We start from the raw sequence: 22301 nt of genomic DNA on the forward strand, positions 1-22301 counted from the left end.
ATCAGGGAGCCGCCCAGTACCGGTCCAGCAGGCCACCGATGGTGTTGGGCACCACCAGGTGCGCTGCATACCAGGTGTGCAGGCAGCGTATGCGGCTGAAGTCGGCGATACCGCCAATGCCCCGCTCCTGCAGCACTGACGCAAACCCCGCCGCCTCCAGGGCACTGCGCTCGCCGGTGGCGAGGAAGCTGTCGCGCAGCCGGATATGAGCCTCGTGGTCCACCCGCATGGATGCCCGCAACCCCGGTTCGGCGTTGACCCGAGTCTGGAGATCCTTGATCAGGCCGCGCGCCTCGTCCTGGTCGATGCGATAGTTCAGTACCGGGTCGACCAGCCAGAAGAGGGTCGGAAAAGGCTTGCCATCCACCAGCGAGGCCACCCTGATAACACGGGGCTGGCCACCGTCATCGAGCACCGGGATGTCCTCCAGACCGCGGGGTTCGCGACCCAGCAGTGTCGCCACCGCAGTCCATTGTGATTCGGTAAATGCCATTGCACCTTCCGCAGCTGTTGCTCAGACGCCTATTCTACGGCAAACATGCAGCCACGTAAGGCGCACAAGCTGCTGGACACGATCTGGACAATTGACAGCAGCAGGCCGAGTCACTAAAGTGCAGCCCGTACCAGGTGCCTGCCGCCGGTGTCGCTTGACACGGCTGGGCCGGTTAAATGGGAAGTGTGGTGAGGCCCCGTGCCGATGCCACCGCTGCCCCCGCAACGGTAGACAGCAACAGCTGTGAGCCCGATACCTGCCTGGCACAAGCAACGATGGAGCGGAGGGCTTCATTGAAGGTTGCCTGATGCCGTTTCCCGCATCGTGTTCCCTGGATCCCCTCCCTCAATCGCCACACTTTCCTGGCATTGAGGTACGACATGAAACCACACGCACTCGCCAGCGCGGTCGCGCTGCTGACCACCCTGCCCGGCTGGGCTGACAACAACACCGCTACCCACCCGCTGGAAGAGATTGTCATCAGCTCCTCCAGGATCGCCATGCCCCTGCGCGAGGTCGGCACCTCGATCTCGGTCGTCGATGCGGAGGAAATCCGTGCCCGCGGCTTCAACTCCCTGCAGGACATCCTGCGCAGCCAACCGTCTGTTGCAGTCAGCAACAACGGCGGCCCCGGCAAGGTATCCTCGCTGCGCATTCGCGGCGAGGAAGCCTACCGGACGCGGATCCTGGTCGACGGCATCGATATCTCCGACACGTCCGCGCCCCAGGTCGGGCCGCGAGTCGAGCAACTGCTGAGCAGCGGCGTGCAGCGGGTGGAAATCCTGCGCGGCCCCCAGGGCCTGATGTATGGCGCCGACGCTGGCGGGGTCATCAACATCAGCACCCGCGCTCCGGGCGATGGCTTCGGCGGCGACGTCAGCGCGGAAGCCGGCCGCTACGGCAGCCGACAATTCGCCGCCAACATCGGCGCCGGCAACGACACCGTGGACGGCAACCTGTCGCTGGCGGACTACCACAGCGACGGCTTCAACTCGCGCACCGATGACATCGACCCGGCGGACGACGACGGCTACGACAACACCACCGTGCACGGCCGCGCCGGCTGGAACATCAGCGAACACCTGCGGCTGGAGCTGGTCGCCCGGGATGTCGAGGGTGACAGCGCCTACGACGATTGCTTCACCAGTGACACTTTCGCCCCCAGCAATCGCTGCAGCGACAGCTACTCGCAGCAGTCCTGGCGCACGGCCGCCAGCTTCCGCGGCGAGCAGCTGCAGCATGAGCTGGCCTACAGCCACAGCGAGACCGAGCGCCAGAACTTCACCGCAGGCCTGCCGAGCTTTGGCACCGAGGGTTCATTGAGCCGGGTCAGCTATCTCGGCAGCTACTCGACAGGGGACGCACTGCAGCTGGTGTATGGGGTGGATCACGAGGAGCAGGAACTGGATGACGGCACCTTTGACACCGAGCGCGACCAAACCGGCGTCTACCTGGAATACCAGGGACGACTCGGCGACAGCCTGTACTTCACTGCCGGCGGCCGCTACGACGACAACGAGGACTTCGGCAGCCACGACTCCTGGCGGGTGAGTGCCGCCTACCTGCTGCCCGTAGGGGCCAGCGAACTCAAGCTCAAAAGCGCCTGGAGCACCGGTTTCCGTGCCCCGAGCCTGTATGAAATCGCCTACAACCGCAGTTTCTTTGCCGCCCCACCCGCAACCGATGCGAGCCTGCGGGAAGAGCGCAGCGAGGGCCTGGATATCGGTGTGGCCTGGTACAGTGCCAGCGGCCTGGTGCTGGAAGCCATTGTTTTCGAGCAGACCGTGGAAAATGAAATTTTCTTCGACCTGGCCAACTACTCCGGCTACCTGCAGGGCAGTGGCGACAGCGACTCCTCAGGTATAGAACTGATCGTCGAGGTGCCCCTGCCGATGCAGCTGCAACTGCAGGGCAACTACACCTACAACGATACCGAGACCGCGGCCGGCGGCCACCGGATCTATCGCCCGCGGCATCTCACCAATATCGGCCTGCAGTGGCAGGCGCCATCCGGTCCGCTGGCCCTGGGCCTGCATTTGCGCGCTTCGCGGGACGCACGCGAGTCCGATGGCAGCGCCCTCGACAACTACGAAGTCCTGGATCTGAACGCACGCTACACGCTGGCAGCCGGACTCGAAGTCTACGGCCGCATTGAGAACCTGCTGGACGAGGACTACGAAGAAATTCCCGGTTACCGGACCAGCGCCCGGGCCGCCCATGCGGGTCTGCGCTATTCCTTTTAGGAGCCTACTCGAATGACCGACAGTGAACGCAAGAACGAACGCCACAAGAAGGCCATGGCCAAACAGAAAGCCAGTGTCGATGCCAGTATCAACGCCGCCAGCACCGAACGCGGGGTCGCGATCCTGCTCACCGGCAACGGCAAGGGCAAGTCCAGTTCCGCCTTTGGCATGGTGATGCGCGCCCTGGGCTATGGCTACAAGATCGGCGTCGTGCAGTTCATCAAGGGTGAGCAACTGTCCGGCGAGGAGATCTACCTGCGGGAGCATTGCCCGCAGGTAGACTTCTACCAGATGGGCACCGGCTTCACCTGGGACACCCAGGACCGCAGCGGCGACATCGCTGCCGCCGTGCGCACCTGGGAGCAGGCCAGCGCCATGCTCGCCGACCCCGCCTACCATCTGGTGGTGCTGGATGAGCTCACCTACATGCTGGCCTTTGACTACCTGCCTGAAGACAAGGTACTGCAGGCGCTGGCCAACCGGCCGCCGGAACAGAGCGTGGTGGTCACCGGCCGCGGCGGCGGCAAGGCGCTGCAGGAGATCATGGACACGGTCTCGGAAGTGAAAGAGATCAAGCACGCCTACAACGACGGCATCAAGGCTCGTCGCGGCGTTGATTACTAGCAGCATTCAGCGCCAGCGCCGTGCCCGCCGCCTGCTTGTGGTGCTGGTGGCACTGCTGCCGCTGGCGCTGCTCACCGGACTGGCCAGCGGCGCGGTCAACCTGCCGCCCATGCAGGCATTGCGGGGCCTGCTGGCAGGCGCGGACGGTGGCCAGGCGGCGATGATTGTGCAACAGATCCGCCTGCCGCGGGTGTTGCTCGCCGCAGTCATGGGCGCGGTCCTGGCGATGAGCGGCGCCGCCATGCAGGGTCTTTTCCGCAATCCGCTCGCAGACCCCTCGCTGATCGGTGTCACCGCCGGCGCTTCCCTCGGGGCCTCGCTGTTGATCGTGCTGGGAGGCGGGATGCTGCAGGGTTTTGTCGGCCTGACCCTGGTTTCCGTGGGCGCTTTTGTCGGCGGTGTGCTCGCGGTGCTGCTGGTGTACCGGCTGGCCAACTCGGCCAATGGCACCTCGGTAGCGACCATGCTACTGGCGGGGATCGCCATCACCGCGCTGGCCGGCGCCGTGGGCAGCCTGCTGGAATTCTTTACCGATAACGAGCGTCTGCGCCAGATCAGTCTGTGGAAAATGGGTGGTCTCGACGGCGCCAATCCTTCGCGACTGGCACTCGCGAGTCTGGTCAGCGGCGCCGTGCTGCTGGCCCTGCCGCGCTACGCGCAGGCACTGAACACCCTGCTGCTGGGGGAATCCGAAGCGCGCCATCTGGGCATTGACGTGGACCGGACCAAGCTGGCCCTGATCGGCTGGGTCGCAGTCGGCGTCGGCACCTCCGTGGCCCTGGTCGGTACCATCGCCTTTGTCGGCCTGGTAGTACCCCACGTCGTGCGCCTGTGGATCGGCCCCGATCACCGCTATCTGCTGCTTGCGTCTGCCCTCGCGGGCGCCATCCTGCTGGTGGTGGCGGACACCCTGTCGCGGGTGGTACTGGCACCGACGGAGCTGCCGGTGGGTATCATCACCGCACTGATCGGGGTACCCTTTTTCATCTCGCTGCTGCGCCAGCGCCACCAGTATGGCATGCAGACATGAGTGTGCTTGCGCTCGACGGCGTCAGCGCCGCACCCTGGGGCGAACCGGTGCTGGTGAATATCCAGCTGCAGCTTGCTGCAGGTGAGGTCGTGGTGGTGATCGGTCCCAACGGCGCCGGCAAATCGAGCCTGCTGCGACTGCTCGCTGGGGATTTCCCCGCCAGTACCGGCACCCTGGAATTCGTCGGCCGCCCCCTCGCCGCCTGGCCACGGCGCGAGTTGGCCCGGCATCTCGCCTTCCTGCCGCAGCTGTCGCTGCTGAATTTCCCCTACACGGTGGAGGAAGTGGTATTGCTGGGGCGGACTCCGCATTCGACCGGTGCTCGCGCCGACCGCGATATTGCCCAGCAGGTACTGGCGGCGACCGACACCCTGGGGCTGCGCAACCGTCTCTATACCCAGCTCTCCGGCGGCGAGCGCCAGCGCGTGCAACTGGCGCGGGTGTTTGCCCAGATCTGGGACCGCAGTGACATGAGCGGCAAGCTGCTGCTGCTGGATGAACCGACCGCGGCACTCGACCTGGCCCACCAGCAGCAACTGGCCGCCGCCATCGCCGCGATTGCCGGTCGCGGGTGCGCAGTGCTGCTGGTGGTGCACGATGTTAACCTCGCCGCCGCCGTCGGCAACCGGCTGCTGGTGCTGGACCAGGGCCGGCAGGTGGCCACAGGGTCACCCGGGGAGGTGCTCACCGCGGCACTGTTCCGGGATCTTTTCCATGCCGAGGTACTGGTGCAACCACACCCGAACGGTCGCCAGCCGCTGGTCATAGGCTTGTGACAACACCTCGGGGTACTCTCTGGTGCCTGTTGCTGGCGCTCGCCGTCACAGCCCGTGCCGAGCCGGTCAGTGTGGTGGATTTCACGGGGCGCACGGTGACCCTGCCGGCGCCGGCCCAGCGCATTGTCGCGCTGGCACCCCATATCGTCGAAAACCTGTACAGCGCGGGCGCCGGCGATCACCTGGTCGGGGTTGTCAGCTACAGCAACTTTCCCGAGGCGGCCCGCAGCCTGCCCCGGGTCGGTTCCTTCAATGCCTTCAGCCTGGAGCAGATCGTCGCTGCGCGGCCGGATCTGATCCTGATGTGGGGCTCGGGCAACGGTGCCGGCGCCCTGGAAAAGCTGGAGCGGCTGGGCATCCCGGTGTACGTGAGCGAACTGCGCCAGCTGACCGACATTGCCGCCAGCATCCGTTTGCTGGGCGAACTGGCCGGCACCCGCGCCCATGCCGAGGTCGAAGCGGCGCGGTTGGAGCAGGGCTTCGCGGAACTGGCGCAGCGCTATCGCGATGCCGAGCCGGTCTCGGTGTTTTACCAGATCTGGCACCAGCCCCTGCAGACCATCAACGGCGAGCATCTGATCAGCCAGGTTCTCGCGCTCTGCGGTGGTGACAACGTCTTTGCCGATGTTGCCACGCTGGCGCCGCGGGTCAATCTGGAATCAGTGCTGGCACGCAATCCCGATGCGATTGTCGCTGGCGGCATGGCTGACGCGCATACCGAATGGTTGCACGACTGGTATCGGTATCCCGGCCTGCGAGCATTGCAGGGAGGCCTGCTGGTGGTCGACCCGGACCTGATCCAGCGGCCAACGGCGCGCGTGCTGGAAGGGGCCCGGAATCTCTGTACCCAGTTGCAGCGGGTACGCAATCTGCGTAACGCCGATTAGTCGCCCCGGTTGTCGGCGGCTTGGTTCGCACCCTCTTCCAGGCCCTTGAAGAACTCGCCCATCTTGCGGCCTGCCTCCTCTGGAGACATGTCTTCAATGCCCTGGAACTGGCTGCCCATGCGTTCCATGCGCTCCTCCATCTGCCGCGCGGCGCGTTCGCTGGCAATGTTCGACAGGATCATCAGCGCCGCCAGAATGCCGAAAACGATCTGGGCGGTCCTGCGCTCACGGCCATGTACCGACACGCTGGCCTCAATCATCAGGAACGCGCCCCAGGCAATCATCACGATACTGCCGATATAGGGCACGATGGCCAGCAGCGCCGGGATGGGATAGATGGCCGCGACGGAGGCCTGGCAACGAAACGCCGTTTCATAGCTCTCGGCGGAACCCATCAACTTCCAGATCACATAGAGGATAGCGGCACCGATAAACGCGCCCAGCACGGCAAAGATCGGCATCACAATGATTGCGCCCAGACCCGCCGCCATCATGCCGGCCGTCGAACCGAAAAATGAAAGCACCGCGGTGATCAGCCCCATCACTGCGCCCATCACCGCCACGAAAATCACCGGGTTGCCATAGCCGCCCGTCTTGGGCATGGTCTGGTAGAAGCCCACGGGATTGGTGATTACCTCTTTTGCCTGGGCAATGACCTGATTGATATCGAAAGTCGTCTGGTCGCTCATGTTTCCCGTCCCCTGCTGTTTGTTGTCATGGCGCGGCACCAGGGCCACTGCCCAAATAGTACGAGCTAGCCGCGTCGATTGCCACCGCTATAGGTTTGCTCCGCAGGCACTGGTATCCTGAACGCCCGCACCCTGTATCCAGGTTCACCATGGCCCTCCGTCTCTACATTACTCCCCTGCTGGCGCTGCTTCTGGTCGCAGGCACGGGGTCTGCGCGCGCCACCGACTACACCTTGCTGTACCGCGCCGCGATCAGCCCCGACAGCGAGGTCGCCAGGGTGGAAATCCGCCTGCGCGGCGAGCGCCTGCCCCGGAAACTCGTACTGCACCTGAACCCGGATCGACACCTTGCCCTGCGCAGCGACGCCGGCCTGACTCTCGAGGGAGACACCGCCACCTGGAAACCGCAGGGGCCGGACGCCAGCCTGCACTACGAGTTCGTGATCAGCGAGAAAAAGGCCAGTGGCCGCTACGACTCCCTGCTGACCGAAGACTGGGCCATCCTGCGCAGTGACAAGCTCATCCCCCCGATCACCGCCACTGTCGCCAAGGGCCTTGTAGCCAGTGCTGAACTCCAGTTCGAGCTGCCCCCGGGCTGGTCCTCGGCCGCGCCCTACGCCAGTACCAGCGAGAGCAGCAACCACTACCGGATCGTCGATCCCGGGCGTCGCCTGCCGCGTCCGAAAGGCTGGCTGATCCTCGGCAATATTGCCAGCCGCCAGGATATGATTGCCGGGGTCGATGTTCGCGTTGCGGCACCGGCGGGCCAGGGCGGACGCCTGCAGGATACCCTGGCGTTCCTGGCCTGGACGGTTCCGGATGTGAAAGCCGTATTTCCGGGTTTCCCGGACCGGCTGCTGGTCGTCACGGCCGGCAAGCCCATGTGGCGGGGGGGGCTGTCGGGCACCCGCTCGCTGTTCATGCACGCCGACCGCCCGCTGATCAGCGGCAATCGCACCAGCAGCATGATCCACGAGCTGGTGCACGTGGCTAGCGGCATCAACGGTGGCAAGGACGCGGACTGGATCGTCGAGGGTCTTGCGGAATACTATGCCGCCAACATTCTCTGGCGCTCGGGTGCAATCAGCGATCTGCGCTACCAGCAGACGATGGCGTGGAAGGAAAACTGGGGTCGCAAGGCCGACACCCTGTTCGTAAAGCGCTCCTCGGGGCCGGTTACCGCCCGCGCGGCGGTGTTCATGCACCGGCTGCATCTGGCCCTGCAGGACGCTACCGACGGCGCAGCTGGCCTCGACGATGTGGCACGGGAGCTGGCCCGCGACAGGGGCCGGGTATCCCTGCCACAATTAAAGCAGATCGTGCAGGAACTGGCGGCTGACAGCGTTGATGTCGATGCTCTCATCGCCGGCCTGGAGCATGTCAGCGCGGGATGAGAGACGGTCTGCAGCCAGCGTCCGTGCAGCCGCGCCTGGCCCGGTTCGTGACACTGTTGCTGGCGTGCCTTGTCTTTGCCAGCCTGTCGCAGGCGGCTACTGCACCGCTCGACGACATCACCCCGCCGCAGGCGCCGGTGCTGGAAGTCTTTGTGCGCTCAGGCTGCCCCCACTGCGACAACGCCAAGGCATTCCTGCCGCGGTTTGCAGCGCAACACCCCTGGCTTGCAATCCACTATCGAGCGGTGGACAGGGACCCGGAAGCCCGCGACGATCTCCACCGCCACGCCCGGGCAAGCGGCAGCTGGCCGCCCGGCGTCCCCACTTTTGTTTTCAACGGTCGTGTACTCGTGGGGTTTGCAGATGCTGAAAGCACCGCTCCGCTGCTGAATGCACTGATCGCAGGGGATGCGGCAGCGTCCAGTATCGAGAGCGATCTCTTTGGCTCTCTCAGTGTAGCCAAACTCGGCCTGCCTCTCTTCACCCTGGCTATAGGCTTGCTGGATGGCTTCAACCCCTGCGCCATGTGGGTGCTGCTGTTTTTGCTCTCCATGCTTGTACGACTGCAGTCCCGCCGGCGCATGGCCCTGGTGGCGGGCACCTTCGTGCTGGCCAGCGGTGTGGTGTACTACCTGTTCATGGCGGCCTGGCTGAACCTGTTCCTGGTGATCGGCTTGACCGCCTGGCTGCGCTACGGCCTGGCCGGGCTCGCCCTGCTGATCGCCGCCGTCAATATCAAGGACGCCATCCGGCCCGGCCTGGGCCTGTCGCTGTCGATTCCGGAAGCAGCCAAACCCGGCCTGTACCGGCGCATGCGCAGCGTGATCAACAGTGACACCCTGCTGCTGTCTCTCCCCTCTGTCGCCCTGCTGGCCATCGTCATCAACTTCGTTGAACTGCTTTGTACCGCCGGGTTTCCGGCGCTCTACACCGCGATCCTCACTCAGCAGGACCTGCCGTCCGCAGCATACTACGGTTACCTTGCTCTCTATATCCTCGGCTATATCGCCGACGATGCACTGATGGTGGCGCTTGCGGTCATCGCGCTGGGCAACCGCAAACTGTCCGAACGCGGAGGCAGGCACTTGAAGCTGTTGAGCGGGCTGGTCATGCTGGGACTGGGAACGGTAATGCTGCTGCAGCCCGGCTGGTTGTTCTAGGGTATACTTGCCTCCCTTTCTGTCTGCTTATTGGAAGCCGACATGCTCCGCCTCATGCGTCATTATTGCATCGCAGTGCCTCTGTACACGGCGCTCACAGCACTGTCCCCGCCGGCGACGCTGGCTGCACCTGTTGAACTGCCGGTCAAGCTTGACTACGCCCTTGTCAGCGAAACACTGTCGCGCCAGATTTTCCACGGTCCCGGGGGGCAGGCAGAGCTGTTGCGCGACCACCGCGGCTGCAATCAGCTGACCCTGAGTGAGCCCAAGGTGTCGGGCACCGACACCGGCCTGCTGCGGCTGACCACCAGGGTCAGCGCCCGCGTTGGCACTCCGGTAGGCGGGCGCTGTCTGCTGCCGTTTGCCTGGAATGGCAGAATCGAAACCTTCAAGGAGGCCCTGGTCGCACCGGGCAGTGGCCGGGTCACGTTCCGGGTGACCGACTCGAACATTCTCAGCGCCGACGCGGAGCAACGAAAAATGTCGGGGGTGGTGTGGAGCTGGATCAAGGACCAGGTCCATCCCCGGCTGGGTACCGTCACACTGGATTTCGGACCGGCAGTGACCGACCTGCGCGCTCTGCTCCGGGATGCACTGGCGGCGGGGCCCACGGATCCAGGTCTCGTTGCCGACTCCCTCAACTTGCAATCAGCTCGCGCGGGGGCAGATGCGCTGATCGTTACCTTCTCCCTCGATGCTCCGGCACCCCCGTCCGACTGGGAGTCCGCGGTGGAGACAACGCTGACCACGGAAGAACTGGCGGCCTGGGACGCCGCCTGGCAATCATGGGACGCCTTCGCCACCTGGCTGGTGAAGGATCTGGCAACCCCCGCAGAGCCCGAGCTGCGCGCTGCCCTGGCAGAAATCCTGCTGGAGGCGAGGCACGAGCTGCGGGATGCGCTGGCAACAGACGCTCGCGAGGAGGATCCTGTTCGCCACCTGTTCCTCTCGACCTGGGCACGCCTGGCCCCGCTGCTGCAGAGCACAGAGCTGAATCTGCCCAGTGCCCGCGGCGTGGAACTGGCGACCTTCATCAGCGCCGCCAACGCCTTGCAGGCGCTGGATTCGGCGGCTCCGCACCTCGGCCTGAGCCTGGATAGCAATACGTTGCGACGCATGGCGCGCATGCTGGTGCCGACTGTCACGGACGACGAACTGGCCTACAACGACCGCGTAGACCCCCAACTGCGGCAACTGCTGGGGCTGGCACCGGAGCTGGAACCGGAAACCCTGGAGGCTACCGCTGCGGCCGGCCCTTTTGCCTGGCTGATGGCGCCCGCCCACGCGGCGGCTGTGAGCCCGTCACTGGTGAAACTCCTGACCGACTGGATTCCCGCTCCGAATGATCTGGACCGCTACCTGCGGACCATGGAGCAGCTGCTGGACGAGAGCATTGCGGTGGAACGCAAGCGCGGCAAGGTGCCGGATGCCTACTTCGACCTCTACCACGACCTGGTGCGGGCCACCGCCTGGCAGGAATCCTGCTGGCGCCAGTTCGTGAAGAACAATGGCGAGATCCGGCCGATACAGTCCTCTGCCGGCTCGGTGGGGCTGATGCAGATCAACCAGCACGTCTGGCGCAACCTCTACGATCTCGAGGCATTGCAAAACAACGTCGGCTACAACGCCCGCGCGGGCAACGAAATCCTCGCCCACTATCTGGTTGATTATGCGATCAAACGCAAGGAGCACGAAGCACGCGGCGATATCCACGACCTGGCCCGGGCAACCTACGGCGCCTACAACGGCGGGCCCCGGCACCTGACCCGTTATCGCCGGGACGACACCAACGCCTATCTGAACGGCATTGATGAGGCGTTCCAGGACAAGTATGTGGCCATCCGCCAACAGGGCACTGAGGCGGTCAGGCAGTGCTACGGCGGCCAGTGATGCGACCGGGCCGACCCGGCGAGGGCGACTGGCGTCAATGCCACTTTTTCACACAGTCCACCGCCGGGATAAGTGCTCCCCGACTGTGAGAAGTGTTAGATTACCGCAACAATAAATTCGCAAGGTTGCATGCCATGATCAAGCCCCGTTTCCACCGCACTGTTGTCGCCACCGCCACCGCCGTCGCCGCCGCAGCCTTCACCGGCAGCACCCTGGCCCAGGCCCAGGTACTTGAGGAAGTGATCGTCACCGCCCAGAAACGGGAGCAGAGCCTGCAGGACGTGCCCATCGCGGTGACCGCATTCAGCAATGAAATGCTGCAGAAAACCGGCGTGCGCGACATGTTCGAGCTGGCCAACAACGACCCGGCCCTGATCGTCAGCAAGACCCAGACTTCCACCACTTCCAACTTCAGTATCCGCGGCGTGTTTACCAGCGGCCAGAACTTCGGCCTGGAATCATCCGTGGGCCTCTATGTCGACGGCGTCTACCGGGCGCGCCAGAGCTCCATGATCAACAACCTCGTGGACCTTGGTTCGGTGGAAGTTCTGCGGGGCCCCCAGGGCACCCTGTTCGGGCGCAACACACCCTCGGGAGCCGTGTCCATGAACAGTGTCAGGCCCGACCATGAGGGCACAGGCTATCTTGAAGCCCAGGCCGGTGATCTCGGCCTGCTGGCCCTGCAGGGTGCGAAGTCCTTCTCTGCCATCGACAACGAACTGGCCTTGCGGGCGACAGGTTTTTACCAGGAGCGCGACGGCTATGTCGATGTTGTCGGTCTCGGCGAGGACCTGATCGACGACCGCGACCGCTGGGGTATTCGCCTGCAGGCCCTGTATACGCCCAGCGACCTGCTCTCGGTGCTGGTGATCGCCGACCGCTCGGAGGTCGACGAAATCTGCTGTGCAGCCGGCAACTACAAGAACAACCTGGTAGCGCAGGGGCTGGCGCCCGGTGCCCCGGTCAAGACCGGCTCCGACCAGCGGGTACTGAACCTCGGCGGTACCGTGATCGATCAGGACGACTTTTTCCGCGGTGCGGTGGCCGCCAGCTTCCTGCCTGAATCGCGCAATGAAGACCAGGGCATCTCCGTGCAGGTGGACTGGCGGGCCGAAAATTTTCTGGTCACCAGTATCACCGCCTTCCGCACCTTCGAGTCCTGGGACAACGCGGACGTCGATTTCTACGATATCGACGCCCTGATCCGCAGCAATGACGCCGAGCAGGAGCAGTTCTCGCAGGAGCTGCGCTTGAGCAATGAAACCGAGAACTTTACCTGGGTTGTCGGCGCCTACTACTTCGAGCAGGAGCTGGACTCGGTGGTGGACACCATGGTCGGCGCCGATACCGGCGGTCTCGTCGGTGTCCCCACGATCGCCTTTCCCGCCGGCACCGGGTCCCGCAATGTCGCCAGCCAGGACCATACCACCTGGGCCCTGTTCGGCCAGTTCGACTACAACCTCAGCGACGACCTCGTCCTGACCGCTGGCGGCCGCTGGACCCAGGAGGACAAGGATATGGTGAACGTGTTCACGGAGGACGCCTCCGCCGTACTCGACTTTGTTTCCCCGGGCTGGGGTTTCTGGCTGTTCCCGCCGTTGGCGCCGCGCGCGGATGTCGACGAGACCATCGACGATGACCAGTTTACCGGCACCTTGAAACTGAGCTGGTTCGCCACTGACGACATCATGCTCTATGCCTCCTATGGCACCGGCTACAAGGCGGGTGGCGTCAACACCGACCGCATTGCCGCCATTCTGCCGGTGGCGTTTGACGCCGAGACCTCGGAATCCTTCGAGGTCGGCATGAAAGCGGAATTTCCGGAGCAGGCCCTGAGGGTGAACGTGGCCCTGCACCGCACGGATACCGAGGATCTGCAGACCATCTCCTTCCAGGGCACGGGTTTCGCACTGCAGAACGCCGGTGTGGCCAAGACCCAGGGCGGTGAAATCGACGCTATCTGGCAGCCGCTGGAAGGCATGAGTCTTACCCTCGCCTATGCCTACAACGACGGCGAGTACGAGGACTTCGCCGCCGGGGACTGCTGGATCAGCACTCCCTGGCACACCAATCAGCCCGATCCCCGGGCCAACGGTGACGGCTCCTGCGACCGCAGCGGCGGTCTGCTGTCCGGCAACCCCGAGAACGTGGTGGTCGCTTCCGCGCGGCAGGCATTCCCGCTCGGTGAGGGCCTCACTGGCTATGTCTTTGGCGAGTACATCTTCACCGATGAGCGCATGACCGACGTCAACAATGATCCGGCCAAACTCGCCGGCTCCTATGAGTTGCTCAACCTGCGCGCAGGCCTGATTCTCGAGCAGTGGGACGCGGAAATCACCCTCTGGGGCCGCAACGTCCTGGATGAAGACTACACCAATACCATCTCCGACGGTGTGGCCCAGGATGGACGCCTGATCGCCTACTTCAATGAACCGGCTACCTGGGGCGTGACCCTGCGCAAGAACTTCTGATCGCCCGCGGAGCGGGCTCCTACGATTTGGGGCTATAAACCGCGTATCTCCGCCACCATGAACAGCACAGCGCGGCCCGCCATCTGCACACGGTCGCCGCGCAGCGCTACCCGCAGTTCACCGCCACGGCGGGAAATCTGGCGCGCGTTCATCCTGTTGTTGCCAAGGCGCTGCGCCCAGTAGGGCACCAGTTTGCAATGGGCCGAACCGGTTACCGGATCTTCCGGCACACCGACCCTGGGCGCAAAGAAGCGGCTGACAAAATCGTGTTGTTCCCCGGGAGCGGTGGCGATAACGCCGCGGCAGTCCAGCCTCGCGAGCAGGGCCTGCTCCGGCTCCAGTGCCCGCACCTCGGCCTCGCAGGCAAATACCGCCAGCAGGTCATCTGCCGCCAGCACCTCCATTGGCTGCCGCCCAAGGGCCTCGACCAGGCCCGCAGGTGCCGCGCAGGGTCGAGGCACAATGGCGGGGAAATCCAGCACATACCAATCCCCGTCCCGGCTCACGCTCAGCTCACCGCTGCGGGTGGCGAAACTGATCGAGTCGGCGCTGTAGCCCAATTCCGCATAGAGCACATGTGCCGCCGCCAGAGTGGCGTGGCCGCAGAGATCCACCTCGGCCGCCGGGGTAAACCAGCGCAGCTCGAAGCCATTGTCCACGGGCACGAAATAGGCGGTCTCGGACAGGTTGTTCTCCATCGCGATAGCCTGCAGCAGCGTATCGTCAAGCCAGGCCTCCAGCGGACAGACAGCGGCGGGATTGCCCTCGAACACACGGCTGGCGAAAGCATCGACCTGGTACTGTTGCAGCGTCATGCAGCGCTATCTCCGTTGTCACTTTCCGGCAGGCGTACCTGATCGATCGCATAGGTATAGATAACATCGGTACTGGAATTCAACGCCGTTTCCGCCGAGTCCTGAATGACACTGATGACAAAGCCCACCGCCACCACCTGCATGGCAACGTCCAGCGATATGCCGAACAGGGAGCAGGCCAGCGGCACCAGCAACAGGCTGCCGGAGGGCACGCCGCTGGCACCACAGGCGGCCAGGGCGGCGATGACACAGAGCAGCAGCGCGGTGGCAAACGACATCTCGATACCCAGGGTATTGGCGGCGGCCAGACTGAGCACGGTGATGGTAATGGCAGCACCAGCCATATTGACGGTCGCACCGATCGGGATCGTCACCGCGTAGAGTTCTTCACTGATGCCGATTTTCTTTGCCAGATTGAGGTTGACCGGAATATTGGCCGCGGAGCTGCGGGTAAAAAACGCGGTGATCCCCGACTCCTCCAGGCACTTGAAAACAATCGGATAGGGATTGCGCTGGATCAGCAGAAACACCAGCAGCGGGTTCACCAGCAGGGCCATCACCAGCATGCAGGCGACCAGCAGGCCTGCCAGGCTGGCATAGCCCGCCAGCGCTGACAGCCCGGTAGTCGCCACCGTGGCACAGACCAGACCGAAGATGCCCAGCGGTGCGAGACGGATCACATAGCGCACGATATCGCCGATGCCAACCGCGAGCGTCTGCAGATGCTCCTTGAAGGTACTGTTGGCCTTGCGAAAGCTCAGGCCCAGCAGAATGGCCCAGGTCAGGCAGCCGAGGAAGTTTCCCGTGAGCAGGGCATTGACCGGATTGTCGATCAACTTGAACAGGACATCCACCAGCACCGCAGTCACCGCCAGCGGCGGGCTGCCCGCGGCAGTTTCGCTGAGTGCGATAGTCTGTGGAAACAGCTGGCTCATCACCACTGCAACCAGCGCGGCGCTGACGGTACCCAGCAGGTAGAGGGCCAGGGTCAGCAGGGACTTGCGACCGTCGCTGCCACTCTCGTGCTTGTTGGCGATCGCCGACATCACCAGCAGCAGTACCAGCAGCGGTGCCACTGCCTTCAACATGCCGACAAAAAGCTCCCCCAACAGACCCAGCGGTGCCGCCAGTGCCGGTGCCAGCCACCCCAGCAGGGCGCCCAGGACGACGCCAACAAGGATCTGGGGCACAAGGCCCAATTTCACAATAGACATGGCTCCTCACTCGTTGGGCTGTTTGCGGTCCACAGGACAGGCCGATGATACACTGTACCCTTCCACGGACACACTGCGAGCAACCCGGCAAGCAACAGTGATTACTCTCAGCACAGCATTCCTGCTCACCTGCAGCCTTGCGGTCGGTGCCTGCGGCGCCTCCCAGGCCGGAGTAAATTCGCAACTGCGCCTGGCCCTGCACTCGCCCCTGCAGGCCGCGTTCATATCCTTTCTTGTCGGCACGCTGCTGCTGGGCATGATTGCGCTGCTGCTGGGCGCGCCCTGGTTTGCGCACGGCACCCCGGCGAGCCTTCCCTGGTGGGCATGGCTGGGAGGCCTGCTGGGGGCCTTCAACGTCGCCATGTCGGTTTACCTGGCTCCCAAGCTGGGAGCGTTGACGCTGTCGATCAGCATCATCTGCGGCCAGGTGCTGGCATCCATGGTGCTGGACCACAACGGCTGGCTTGGCTACCCTGACATTGAACTGTCCCTGCCGCGGCTGCTGGGCGCAGCGATGATGGTAGCCGGCGTGTTGCTCGTCGCCAGAAAGCAACCCGCCTGATCGTGCGAACTCCCGGCAAACACTTCCTGCTGGCCTGCAGCTTTGCAGTCGGCTGCTCCCTGGCCTCCCAAGCCGGCATCAACTCCGAATTGCGTACGGCCCTGAGTTCTCCGGTGCAGGCAGCTTTCATCTCGTTTCTACTGGGCACGGTAACCCTGGGGCTGATTGTGCTTGCCCGGGGTTGGGCATGGTTCAGGCCCGGGGCTCTCGCCAGCACACCGTGGTGGGCATGGCTCGGCGGCGTCTTCGGCGCCTTTATTGTCAGCATGTCCATTTTCCTGGCACCGAAACTCGGGGCCCTGACGCTGGCCATTGCCATTATCAGCGGTCAGGTGCTGGCCTCCCTGGTACTCGACCAGAAAGGCTGGCTCGGCTACCCGAGGGTTCCGCTGTCAATGTCTCGTGCCGCCGGCACCATGCTGATGGTGCTCGGGGTCATACTGGTGGCGGCAAACTGAGCCCTGCGTTACCGCTCAATCACACATCGAAGTGTTTGCTCAACGGCAGTTCCCTGATTCGCTTGCCGGTAGCGGCAAAGACGGCATTGGCAATTGCGGGGGCGGTGGGCGGCGTCGGCGGTTCACCCACCCCGGTCGGGGCGGCGTCGCTGGCGACGATATGGCTGCGAATCACCCCGGGCACCTGATCCATGCGCGCAATCGGGTAGTCGTGGAAGTTCGACTGCTGCGCCTCGCCACCGCTGAAGGTTATCTCTCCGTTCAGGGCCAGGCTGAGGCCGAAGATCATCCCCCCCTCCATCTGTGCGTGGACCCGGTCCGGGTTGATGACACGGCCGGCGTCGATCACGCCGTGCAGCTCCAGTACCCGCAAGCGGCCATCCGTGACGTCCACCTTGCTGGCGACCGCAACATCGCTGAGAAAACTGTTGGCCACCGAAAGTCCCCAACCCTGCCCTGGCGGCAGCTCCTCACCCCAGGGTATGGACGCCACCAATTCGCGGATCACCGTCCTGGTGCGTGCGGTGGCAAAGGGGTACTCGCTCAGCGAGCGTCCATAGTTGCTGTACTCGAAACCCTCGGGGCTGAAGTCCAGCAACCTGTCCTCACCGATCAGCTGCAGCCAGAAGTCTGCGGGATCACGCCCGGCGGCGTGCGCCAGTTCATCGACAAAACTGCCGACACCAAAGGCGTAGGGGACATTGTAAACCGAGCGCAGCCAGCCGATGCGCACGTGGCCGGGCGCCTCGTGGCTTTCAATTCGCAGATTGGGCACGGCAAAGGGCACACTGGCAAAACCCTGGGACAGACCGCCACTACTGTTGATGCGCACACTGGTATCAAAGGTGGAACCAATGGGTGGCGCGGCCTCCCGTCCCAGCCAGGCAGTTACCCTGCCGTCTTCATCCAGTGCCCCCTTGAAGTGCTGGGCGCTGCAGGCGTGGAAGTAGTCGTGCCGAATATCATCCTCGCGGCTCCAGACTACCTGCACCGGCTTGCCGACATGGGACGCCAGCCTGGCCGCCTCTACCGAGAAGTCGGGCTTGGACTTGCGCCCGAAGCCGCCACCGAGCAGCGTTACATGCACCGTCACGGCGGCAACGTCCAGATCAAGCGTCTCCGCAACAATACGCCGGGTAGCCTGCGGCGTCTGGGTACAGGCCCAGATTTCACAGCCATCATCTGTCACCCGGGCCGTCGCCACAGGCGGCTCCATGGAGGCATGGGCAAGGTAGGGGGTCCTGTAGGTAGCCTCGACCACCGAGGCTGCGTCCGCGAGAGCGGCATCCACATCGCCGCGCTGACGCCGCACCTGACCCGCGCCTCCCTCAACCCGTGATACCAGTTCATCAAGGTAAGACTCGGCGCTGTGGCTGCTGTGCTCGCTCTCGCGCCAGCGTACCCTGAGGGCTGCGCGCCCCTTGAGCGCGCTGTAGTTGTTGGTCGCGATTACCGCCACGCCTTCGACGGGGTTGAAGCCCGGGGCGCCATCCACCGCCTTCAGCTCTACCACATCCAGCACGCCCTTGACTGCCAGCGCCGCTGAGGAGTCATAAGATGCAATGCGCCCCTGCAGCCAAGGGGTCCTTTCAATACTGGCATACAGCATTCCGGGCACGTGCACGTCGATACCGTAGGTGGCATTGCCGGTGATCATGTCCTGCAGATCGACTATCGGCACATCCTTGCCGATATAGCGAAAGTCCGCCGTGTCCTTGAGGCGCAGGGTTTCCAGGTCCGGCAGTGGCAGCTCAGCAGCCCGGGCTGCCAACTCACCGAAACCCAGGCGTTTGCCACTGCCGTGATGAACCGCGTGATCGTGCGCTGCGCACTCTTCCACCGGCACCTGCCAGGTAGCGGCCGCGGCCTGCTCCAGCAGGGTTCGGGCCGCTGCGCCCATCTGTCGCATGATATGATAAAAGTCGCGCACGGAACGGGAGCCGTCGGTGTTCTGGCTGCCGTAACGCGCATCCCCGTGGGCCTGAATGACCTTAACCCGCTGCCAGTCTGCCTGCATTTCATCCGCGACCACCTGCGGCAGGCTGGTGCGGATGCCGGTACCCATCTCGGAGCGATGGGCAATGATTTCCACGGTACCGTCCGTAGCTACACTGACAAACACATTCAGCTGCGAACCTTCCGCCTGGTCGAGAATGCCGGCCAACGCCACATTGCGCGGCACCACCGCGCCCAACACCAGACCGCTGGCGGCAAGACCGGTCAACTGCAGAAAACGACGACGGGACACGATACTGAAAGTGCTCATGACGCGTCCTCCCCGCTGCCGGCTTTGGCATTGGCATTGGCGGCAGCATCGGCAAAGGTACTCTTGATCGCCGTCCTGATGCGTGGATAGGTGCCGCAGCGACACAGGTTGCCCGCCATTGCAGTATTGATTTCCTCGTCAGATGGCTCGGGATTGCTCGCCAGCAGGGCGCTGGCGCTCATCAACTGGCCCGCCTGGCAGTAGCCGCACTGGGGCACATTGTATTCGCGCCAGGCCTGTTGCAGGGGATGCGCGCCCTCTGCGGACAGGCCTTCTATGGTGGTTATTTCACCATTCGCCGCATCCGCCACCGTGAGCTGGCAGCTGCGTCGCGGCTGCCCGTCCAGATGCACGGTGCAGGCTCCGCAGAGGCCCTTGCCGCAGCCGTATTTGGTGCCACGAAGGCCGAGCAGGTCCCGCAATGCCCACAGCAGAGGCATATCCGGCTCTGCCTCCAGCTCTGTCAAGTTGCCATTAATCGTCAGCTTCATGAATGCACCCCGTCGCTCCCATACCACAACTCTATACACTCCAGCGTAGACAGCAAGTCAACTGCCACTGCCGGCAGCGGCACTGACCGCGGTCTTGCGGCGCCGCAGATACCACTTGTGCATCTCCTCCACCAGCAGCAGCACAAGGGCCACCCCCAGCAGCATCAGCCATTGCACCAGGGTCACCGGGCTCAGGGCCAGCACATCGCTGATGCCCGGCAGGTACATGGCGGCGATATGCACCCCCTGGGCAAAGGGCACCGCCAGGATCAGGAACGGGTTACTGAGTACGGGCATCCGGAACAGGGATTGCGTTTCCGAACGACTGCTGAGCGCGTGGATATTCCCGAACAGCACCATCAGCATCAGGATGGCGTTGCGCGCATCGATGACATCGCTGCCGCTATTCAGCAACCAGGCAAAGGTCGCAAAGGCCAGCGCACCCATGGTGGTGCCGCTCACCAGCACATGCTCGATAATATGCTTTTCGAATATCGGCTCCCGGGGGCTCCGGGGCAGCTGTTCCAGTTCGTGCCCCTCAGCCGGTTCAAATGCCAGGGCGACATCCTGCAGGCCATTGGCCACGAGGTTCAGCCACAGCAGCTGCACTGCAATCAGGGGCATGGGCAGGCCGGCAAAAACCGTCAGGAAAAACAGCAGCAGTGCCGAAAACCCGGTGGCAGCCAGCAGGGCAATCACCTTGCGGATATTGTTGTAGACGATACGCCCCTGCTCGATCCCGTCGACGATGGAGGCAAAGTTGTCGTCGGCAATGATCAGGTCCGCGGTCTCCCGGGCAACGTCGGTGCCGCGTTTGCCCATGGCCACACCGGCGTTGGCCCGACGCATCGCCGGGGCATCATTGACGCCATCGCCGGTGACCGCCACAAAATGGCCGTTGCGCATCAGGCTGTCGACAATCTGTTCCTTTTGCGTGGGCTCTATCCGCGCAAATACTCTTGCTGGCATTATCAGCGCATCGAGCGCCGCCTCTCCCTGGGCGGTGGCCTCCCTGATCATGCTGCCGGTGACCACCAGGTCGCTGCCGTCATCCAGCTCCAGCTCCCGCGCTATGGCCCCGGCGGTCGCGGGATGGTCGCCAGTCACCATGGCCACCTCGATGCCGCCTCTGCGGCAGCGGCGAATGGCTTCCCGCGCCTCGGGCCGCACCGGGTCAATCATCGCCACCAGACCCAAAAAGGTCATTTGCCCAAGTTGCTCCAGGGCTCCGCTGTCCTCTGCTTGGCGCCGGGCCAGCGCAATCAGGCGGTACCCCTTGCCTGCCAGATGTTCAATCTGGCCGTCAATCAGCGCGCGATCCACAGGCACATCCCCATCGCGGGTGCGCATGCAGCTGCAAAGGCCGAGCAGCTTTTCCGGGCTACCCTTGACGTGCAGGACAAACGCATGCTCCTCGCCCACATTGAGGCTGCCGCTGAGTGCGCGTTCGGACTCATAGGGAATCAGCTCCAGCTGCGCGCGCTGGGCGCGGATCTCGCTGAGCGACAAGCCCAGCTTCTTCGCCAGAATCAGAAAGGCGACATCGACGATATCGCCATTGGACACCCACTCGCCGCCGGAATAATCGAGATGGCTCTCGTTGGCCAGCAGGCCAGTGATGCACAAGTCCCGCAGCAGCTCGGGATCGTCGCCCAGTACTGCACCGCCCGGCGCAACGCCTTCCCCGGTCACTTCGAAGGTGGCACCGTCCGGAAGCACGGCCTGGCGCACGGTCAGCTCGTTGACCGTCAGGGTGCCGGTCTTGTCGGAACAGATAAAGGTGCAGGAACCGAGGGCTTCGACGGCCACCAGCTTGCGGATGATCACCTTGTGCGCCGCCATGCGGCGCATGCCGATGGCCAGCGCCACCGTCAACGCCGCCGGCAATCCCTCGGGAATCGCTGACACCGCCAGGCCAATCGCCATCAGGATCATGCCCTCGGCGCCATAGCCGCCCCGGAACAGCATCAGCGCCACCAGCAACAGGATGGCGATGCCGATGGCCCCGGCCATCTGGTAGGTGAACAGCCGGATGCGAATCAGCAGTGGCGGATCGGCGGATTCCCGGCCCAGCACATGGTCGGCGATGTGGCCGAGTTCCGTCTCCAGACCGGTTGCGGTAACTACGCCCTGGGCGCGGCCATGGGTGACGGTGCTGCCGGCAAAACACTGGTTGAAGCGGTCCGCCAGGGGTGCATCGTCCGCCACCTGGGCGTGGGCGTTCTTGGTGGTTGCCAGGGATTCCCCGGTCAGCATGGACTCGTCCACGCTGAGGCTGTCACTGGTTTCCAGCAGGACATCCGCGGGCACCTTGTCGCCAGAGGACAACAGGACCAGATCCCCCGGCACCAGCTCTTCTACATCGATTCTTCCGGCCACGCCGTCGCGGACAACATGGGCAACACCGCGCACCATGTTGCGAAGCGCCGCCGCCGAGCGCTGGGCGGAAAATTCCTGGATGGTGCCGATCACGGCGTTCAACAGCAGCACGGCCATGATGAAAACCGCGTTGGCCATCTGGCTCAAGGCCCAGGAAACGATGGCCGCCACCAGCAGGATATAGATAAACGGACTGAGAAACTGGCGCAGGAAAATGACATGCAGGCCGGGCAACGGCGGTTGCGGCAACTGGTTGCGGCCATATTCCTGCAGGCGCTGACGCGCTTCCGCGGACGTCAGTCCGCGGCTACCGCTCTGGAGTCCCGTCTTCCCTGGCAGCGATGGCTGCCCGCCGTCTTCCGTTGTCATCCAGATATCTCCCTGAAGCCAGTGTGAACAAGGAACAGACCGTAGTCTATAAATGAAATATGCAGATTTTTGCGCAGTTGATCGGGCGGC

General features: G+C 63.9%; 18 protein-coding genes and 1 riboswitch. Of the genes, 11 read left to right on the forward strand and 7 right to left on the reverse strand.

Annotation, left to right across the window (positions count from 1 at the left end; all coding sequences use genetic code 11):
* Position 1: 1 nt before the first annotated feature.
* Complete coding sequence (locus tag RLO07_RS06475) at positions 2–493, reverse strand: DUF501 domain-containing protein (RefSeq protein ID WP_462291319.1); 492 nt, start codon at positions 491–493, stop codon at positions 2–4.
* Between the two features lie 115 nt (positions 494–608).
* A riboswitch (cobalamin riboswitch) is annotated at positions 609–771 on the forward strand.
* Positions 772–873: 102 nt separating this feature from the next.
* On the opposite strand from RLO07_RS06475, the gene RLO07_RS06480 reads away from it, so the two are divergent.
* The 5 genes from RLO07_RS06480 to RLO07_RS06500 are packed head-to-tail and all read left to right on the forward strand — an operon-like array spanning position 874 to position 6053.
* Positions 874–2736 carry a TonB-dependent receptor plug domain-containing protein gene (locus RLO07_RS06480; protein WP_462291320.1) on the forward strand — a complete coding sequence of 621 codons (1863 nt, stop codon included), beginning with the start codon at positions 874–876 and terminating at the stop codon, positions 2734–2736.
* Positions 2737–2748: 12 nt separating this feature from the next.
* On the forward strand, positions 2749–3360 hold the full coding sequence (gene cobO / locus RLO07_RS06485; RefSeq protein ID WP_462291321.1) for a cob(I)yrinic acid a,c-diamide adenosyltransferase: 612 nt from the start codon (positions 2749–2751) through the stop codon (positions 3358–3360).
* Positions 3350–4390, forward strand: a complete 1041-nt coding sequence (locus tag RLO07_RS06490; RefSeq protein WP_462291322.1) for a FecCD family ABC transporter permease — start codon at positions 3350–3352, stop codon at positions 4388–4390. Before cobO ends, RLO07_RS06490 begins: the two co-directional genes overlap by 11 nt.
* On the forward strand, positions 4387–5166 hold the full coding sequence (locus tag RLO07_RS06495) for a heme ABC transporter ATP-binding protein (RefSeq protein ID WP_462291323.1): 780 nt from the start codon (positions 4387–4389) through the stop codon (positions 5164–5166). The genes RLO07_RS06490 and RLO07_RS06495 overlap by 4 nt, the downstream gene beginning before the upstream one ends.
* Positions 5163–6053, forward strand: a complete 891-nt coding sequence (locus RLO07_RS06500) for a cobalamin-binding protein (protein ID WP_462291324.1) — start codon at positions 5163–5165, stop codon at positions 6051–6053. Before RLO07_RS06495 ends, RLO07_RS06500 begins: the two co-directional genes overlap by 4 nt.
* On the opposite strand, the gene RLO07_RS06505 is transcribed toward RLO07_RS06500, so the two are convergent.
* Positions 6050–6742, reverse strand: coding sequence for a YIP1 family protein (locus RLO07_RS06505; protein ID WP_462291325.1), 693 nt, complete (start codon positions 6740–6742; stop codon positions 6050–6052). The two genes, RLO07_RS06500 and RLO07_RS06505, sit on opposite strands and share 4 nt — an antisense overlap.
* 149 nt (positions 6743–6891) lie before the next feature.
* On the opposite strand from RLO07_RS06505, the gene RLO07_RS06510 reads away from it, so the two are divergent.
* The 4 genes from RLO07_RS06510 to RLO07_RS06525 all read left to right on the forward strand — a co-directional run bounded on the left by RLO07_RS06510 (position 6892) and on the right by RLO07_RS06525 (position 13657).
* Positions 6892–8136, forward strand: coding sequence for a hypothetical protein (locus tag RLO07_RS06510; RefSeq protein ID WP_462291326.1), 1245 nt, complete (start codon positions 6892–6894; stop codon positions 8134–8136).
* Entirely contained in the window at positions 8133–9296 is a 1164-nt protein-coding gene (locus RLO07_RS06515; RefSeq protein WP_462291327.1) for a glutaredoxin family protein, read from the forward strand. Before RLO07_RS06510 ends, RLO07_RS06515 begins: the two co-directional genes overlap by 4 nt.
* A 42-nt stretch (positions 9297–9338) precedes the next feature.
* Positions 9339–11186: a lytic transglycosylase domain-containing protein gene (locus RLO07_RS06520; RefSeq protein WP_462291328.1), complete on the forward strand. Its 1848-nt coding sequence runs from the start codon at positions 9339–9341 to the stop codon at positions 11184–11186.
* 134 nt (positions 11187–11320) lie between these two features.
* Positions 11321–13657: a TonB-dependent receptor gene (locus RLO07_RS06525; RefSeq protein ID WP_462291329.1), complete on the forward strand. Its 2337-nt coding sequence runs from the start codon at positions 11321–11323 to the stop codon at positions 13655–13657.
* A gap of 32 nt (positions 13658–13689) precedes the next feature.
* Here the strand turns inward: RLO07_RS06525 and RLO07_RS06530 are convergent, their stop codons facing one another.
* Positions 13690–14472, reverse strand: coding sequence for a PhzF family phenazine biosynthesis protein (locus RLO07_RS06530; protein ID WP_462291330.1), 783 nt, complete (start codon positions 14470–14472; stop codon positions 13690–13692).
* Positions 14469–15686 carry a serine/threonine transporter SstT gene (sstT, locus tag RLO07_RS06535; RefSeq protein ID WP_462291331.1) on the reverse strand — a complete coding sequence of 406 codons (1218 nt, stop codon included), beginning with the start codon at positions 15684–15686 and terminating at the stop codon, positions 14469–14471. The genes RLO07_RS06530 and sstT overlap by 4 nt, the downstream gene beginning before the upstream one ends.
* A gap of 97 nt (positions 15687–15783) precedes the next feature.
* Between sstT and RLO07_RS06540 the strand changes: the two genes are divergently transcribed.
* Together RLO07_RS06540 and RLO07_RS06545 are read left to right on the forward strand one after the other, a co-directional pair.
* Positions 15784–16248 carry a DMT family transporter gene (locus RLO07_RS06540; RefSeq protein WP_462291332.1) on the forward strand — a complete coding sequence of 155 codons (465 nt, stop codon included), beginning with the start codon at positions 15784–15786 and terminating at the stop codon, positions 16246–16248.
* Between the two features lie 2 nt (positions 16249–16250).
* Positions 16251–16706 carry a DMT family transporter gene (locus tag RLO07_RS06545; RefSeq protein WP_462291333.1) on the forward strand — a complete coding sequence of 152 codons (456 nt, stop codon included), beginning with the start codon at positions 16251–16253 and terminating at the stop codon, positions 16704–16706.
* 19 nt (positions 16707–16725) lie between these two features.
* Here RLO07_RS06545 and RLO07_RS06550 read toward each other — a convergent pair whose 3' ends face one another.
* From RLO07_RS06550 to RLO07_RS06560, 3 genes are read right to left on the reverse strand one after another with little or no spacing between them, the layout of a single operon-like run.
* Positions 16726–18972, reverse strand: coding sequence for a xanthine dehydrogenase family protein molybdopterin-binding subunit (locus RLO07_RS06550; protein WP_462291334.1), 2247 nt, complete (start codon positions 18970–18972; stop codon positions 16726–16728).
* Positions 18969–19463, reverse strand: a complete 495-nt coding sequence (locus tag RLO07_RS06555) for a (2Fe-2S)-binding protein (protein ID WP_462291335.1) — start codon at positions 19461–19463, stop codon at positions 18969–18971. Before RLO07_RS06555 ends, RLO07_RS06550 begins: the two co-directional genes overlap by 4 nt.
* Positions 19464–19520: 57 nt before the next feature.
* Positions 19521–22211 carry a cation-translocating P-type ATPase gene (locus tag RLO07_RS06560; protein WP_462291336.1) on the reverse strand — a complete coding sequence of 897 codons (2691 nt, stop codon included), beginning with the start codon at positions 22209–22211 and terminating at the stop codon, positions 19521–19523.
* Positions 22212–22301 lie beyond the last annotated feature (90 nt).

The organism is Haliea sp. (assembly GCF_040221975.1).
Lineage (GTDB): Bacteria > Pseudomonadota > Gammaproteobacteria > Pseudomonadales > Halieaceae > Haliea.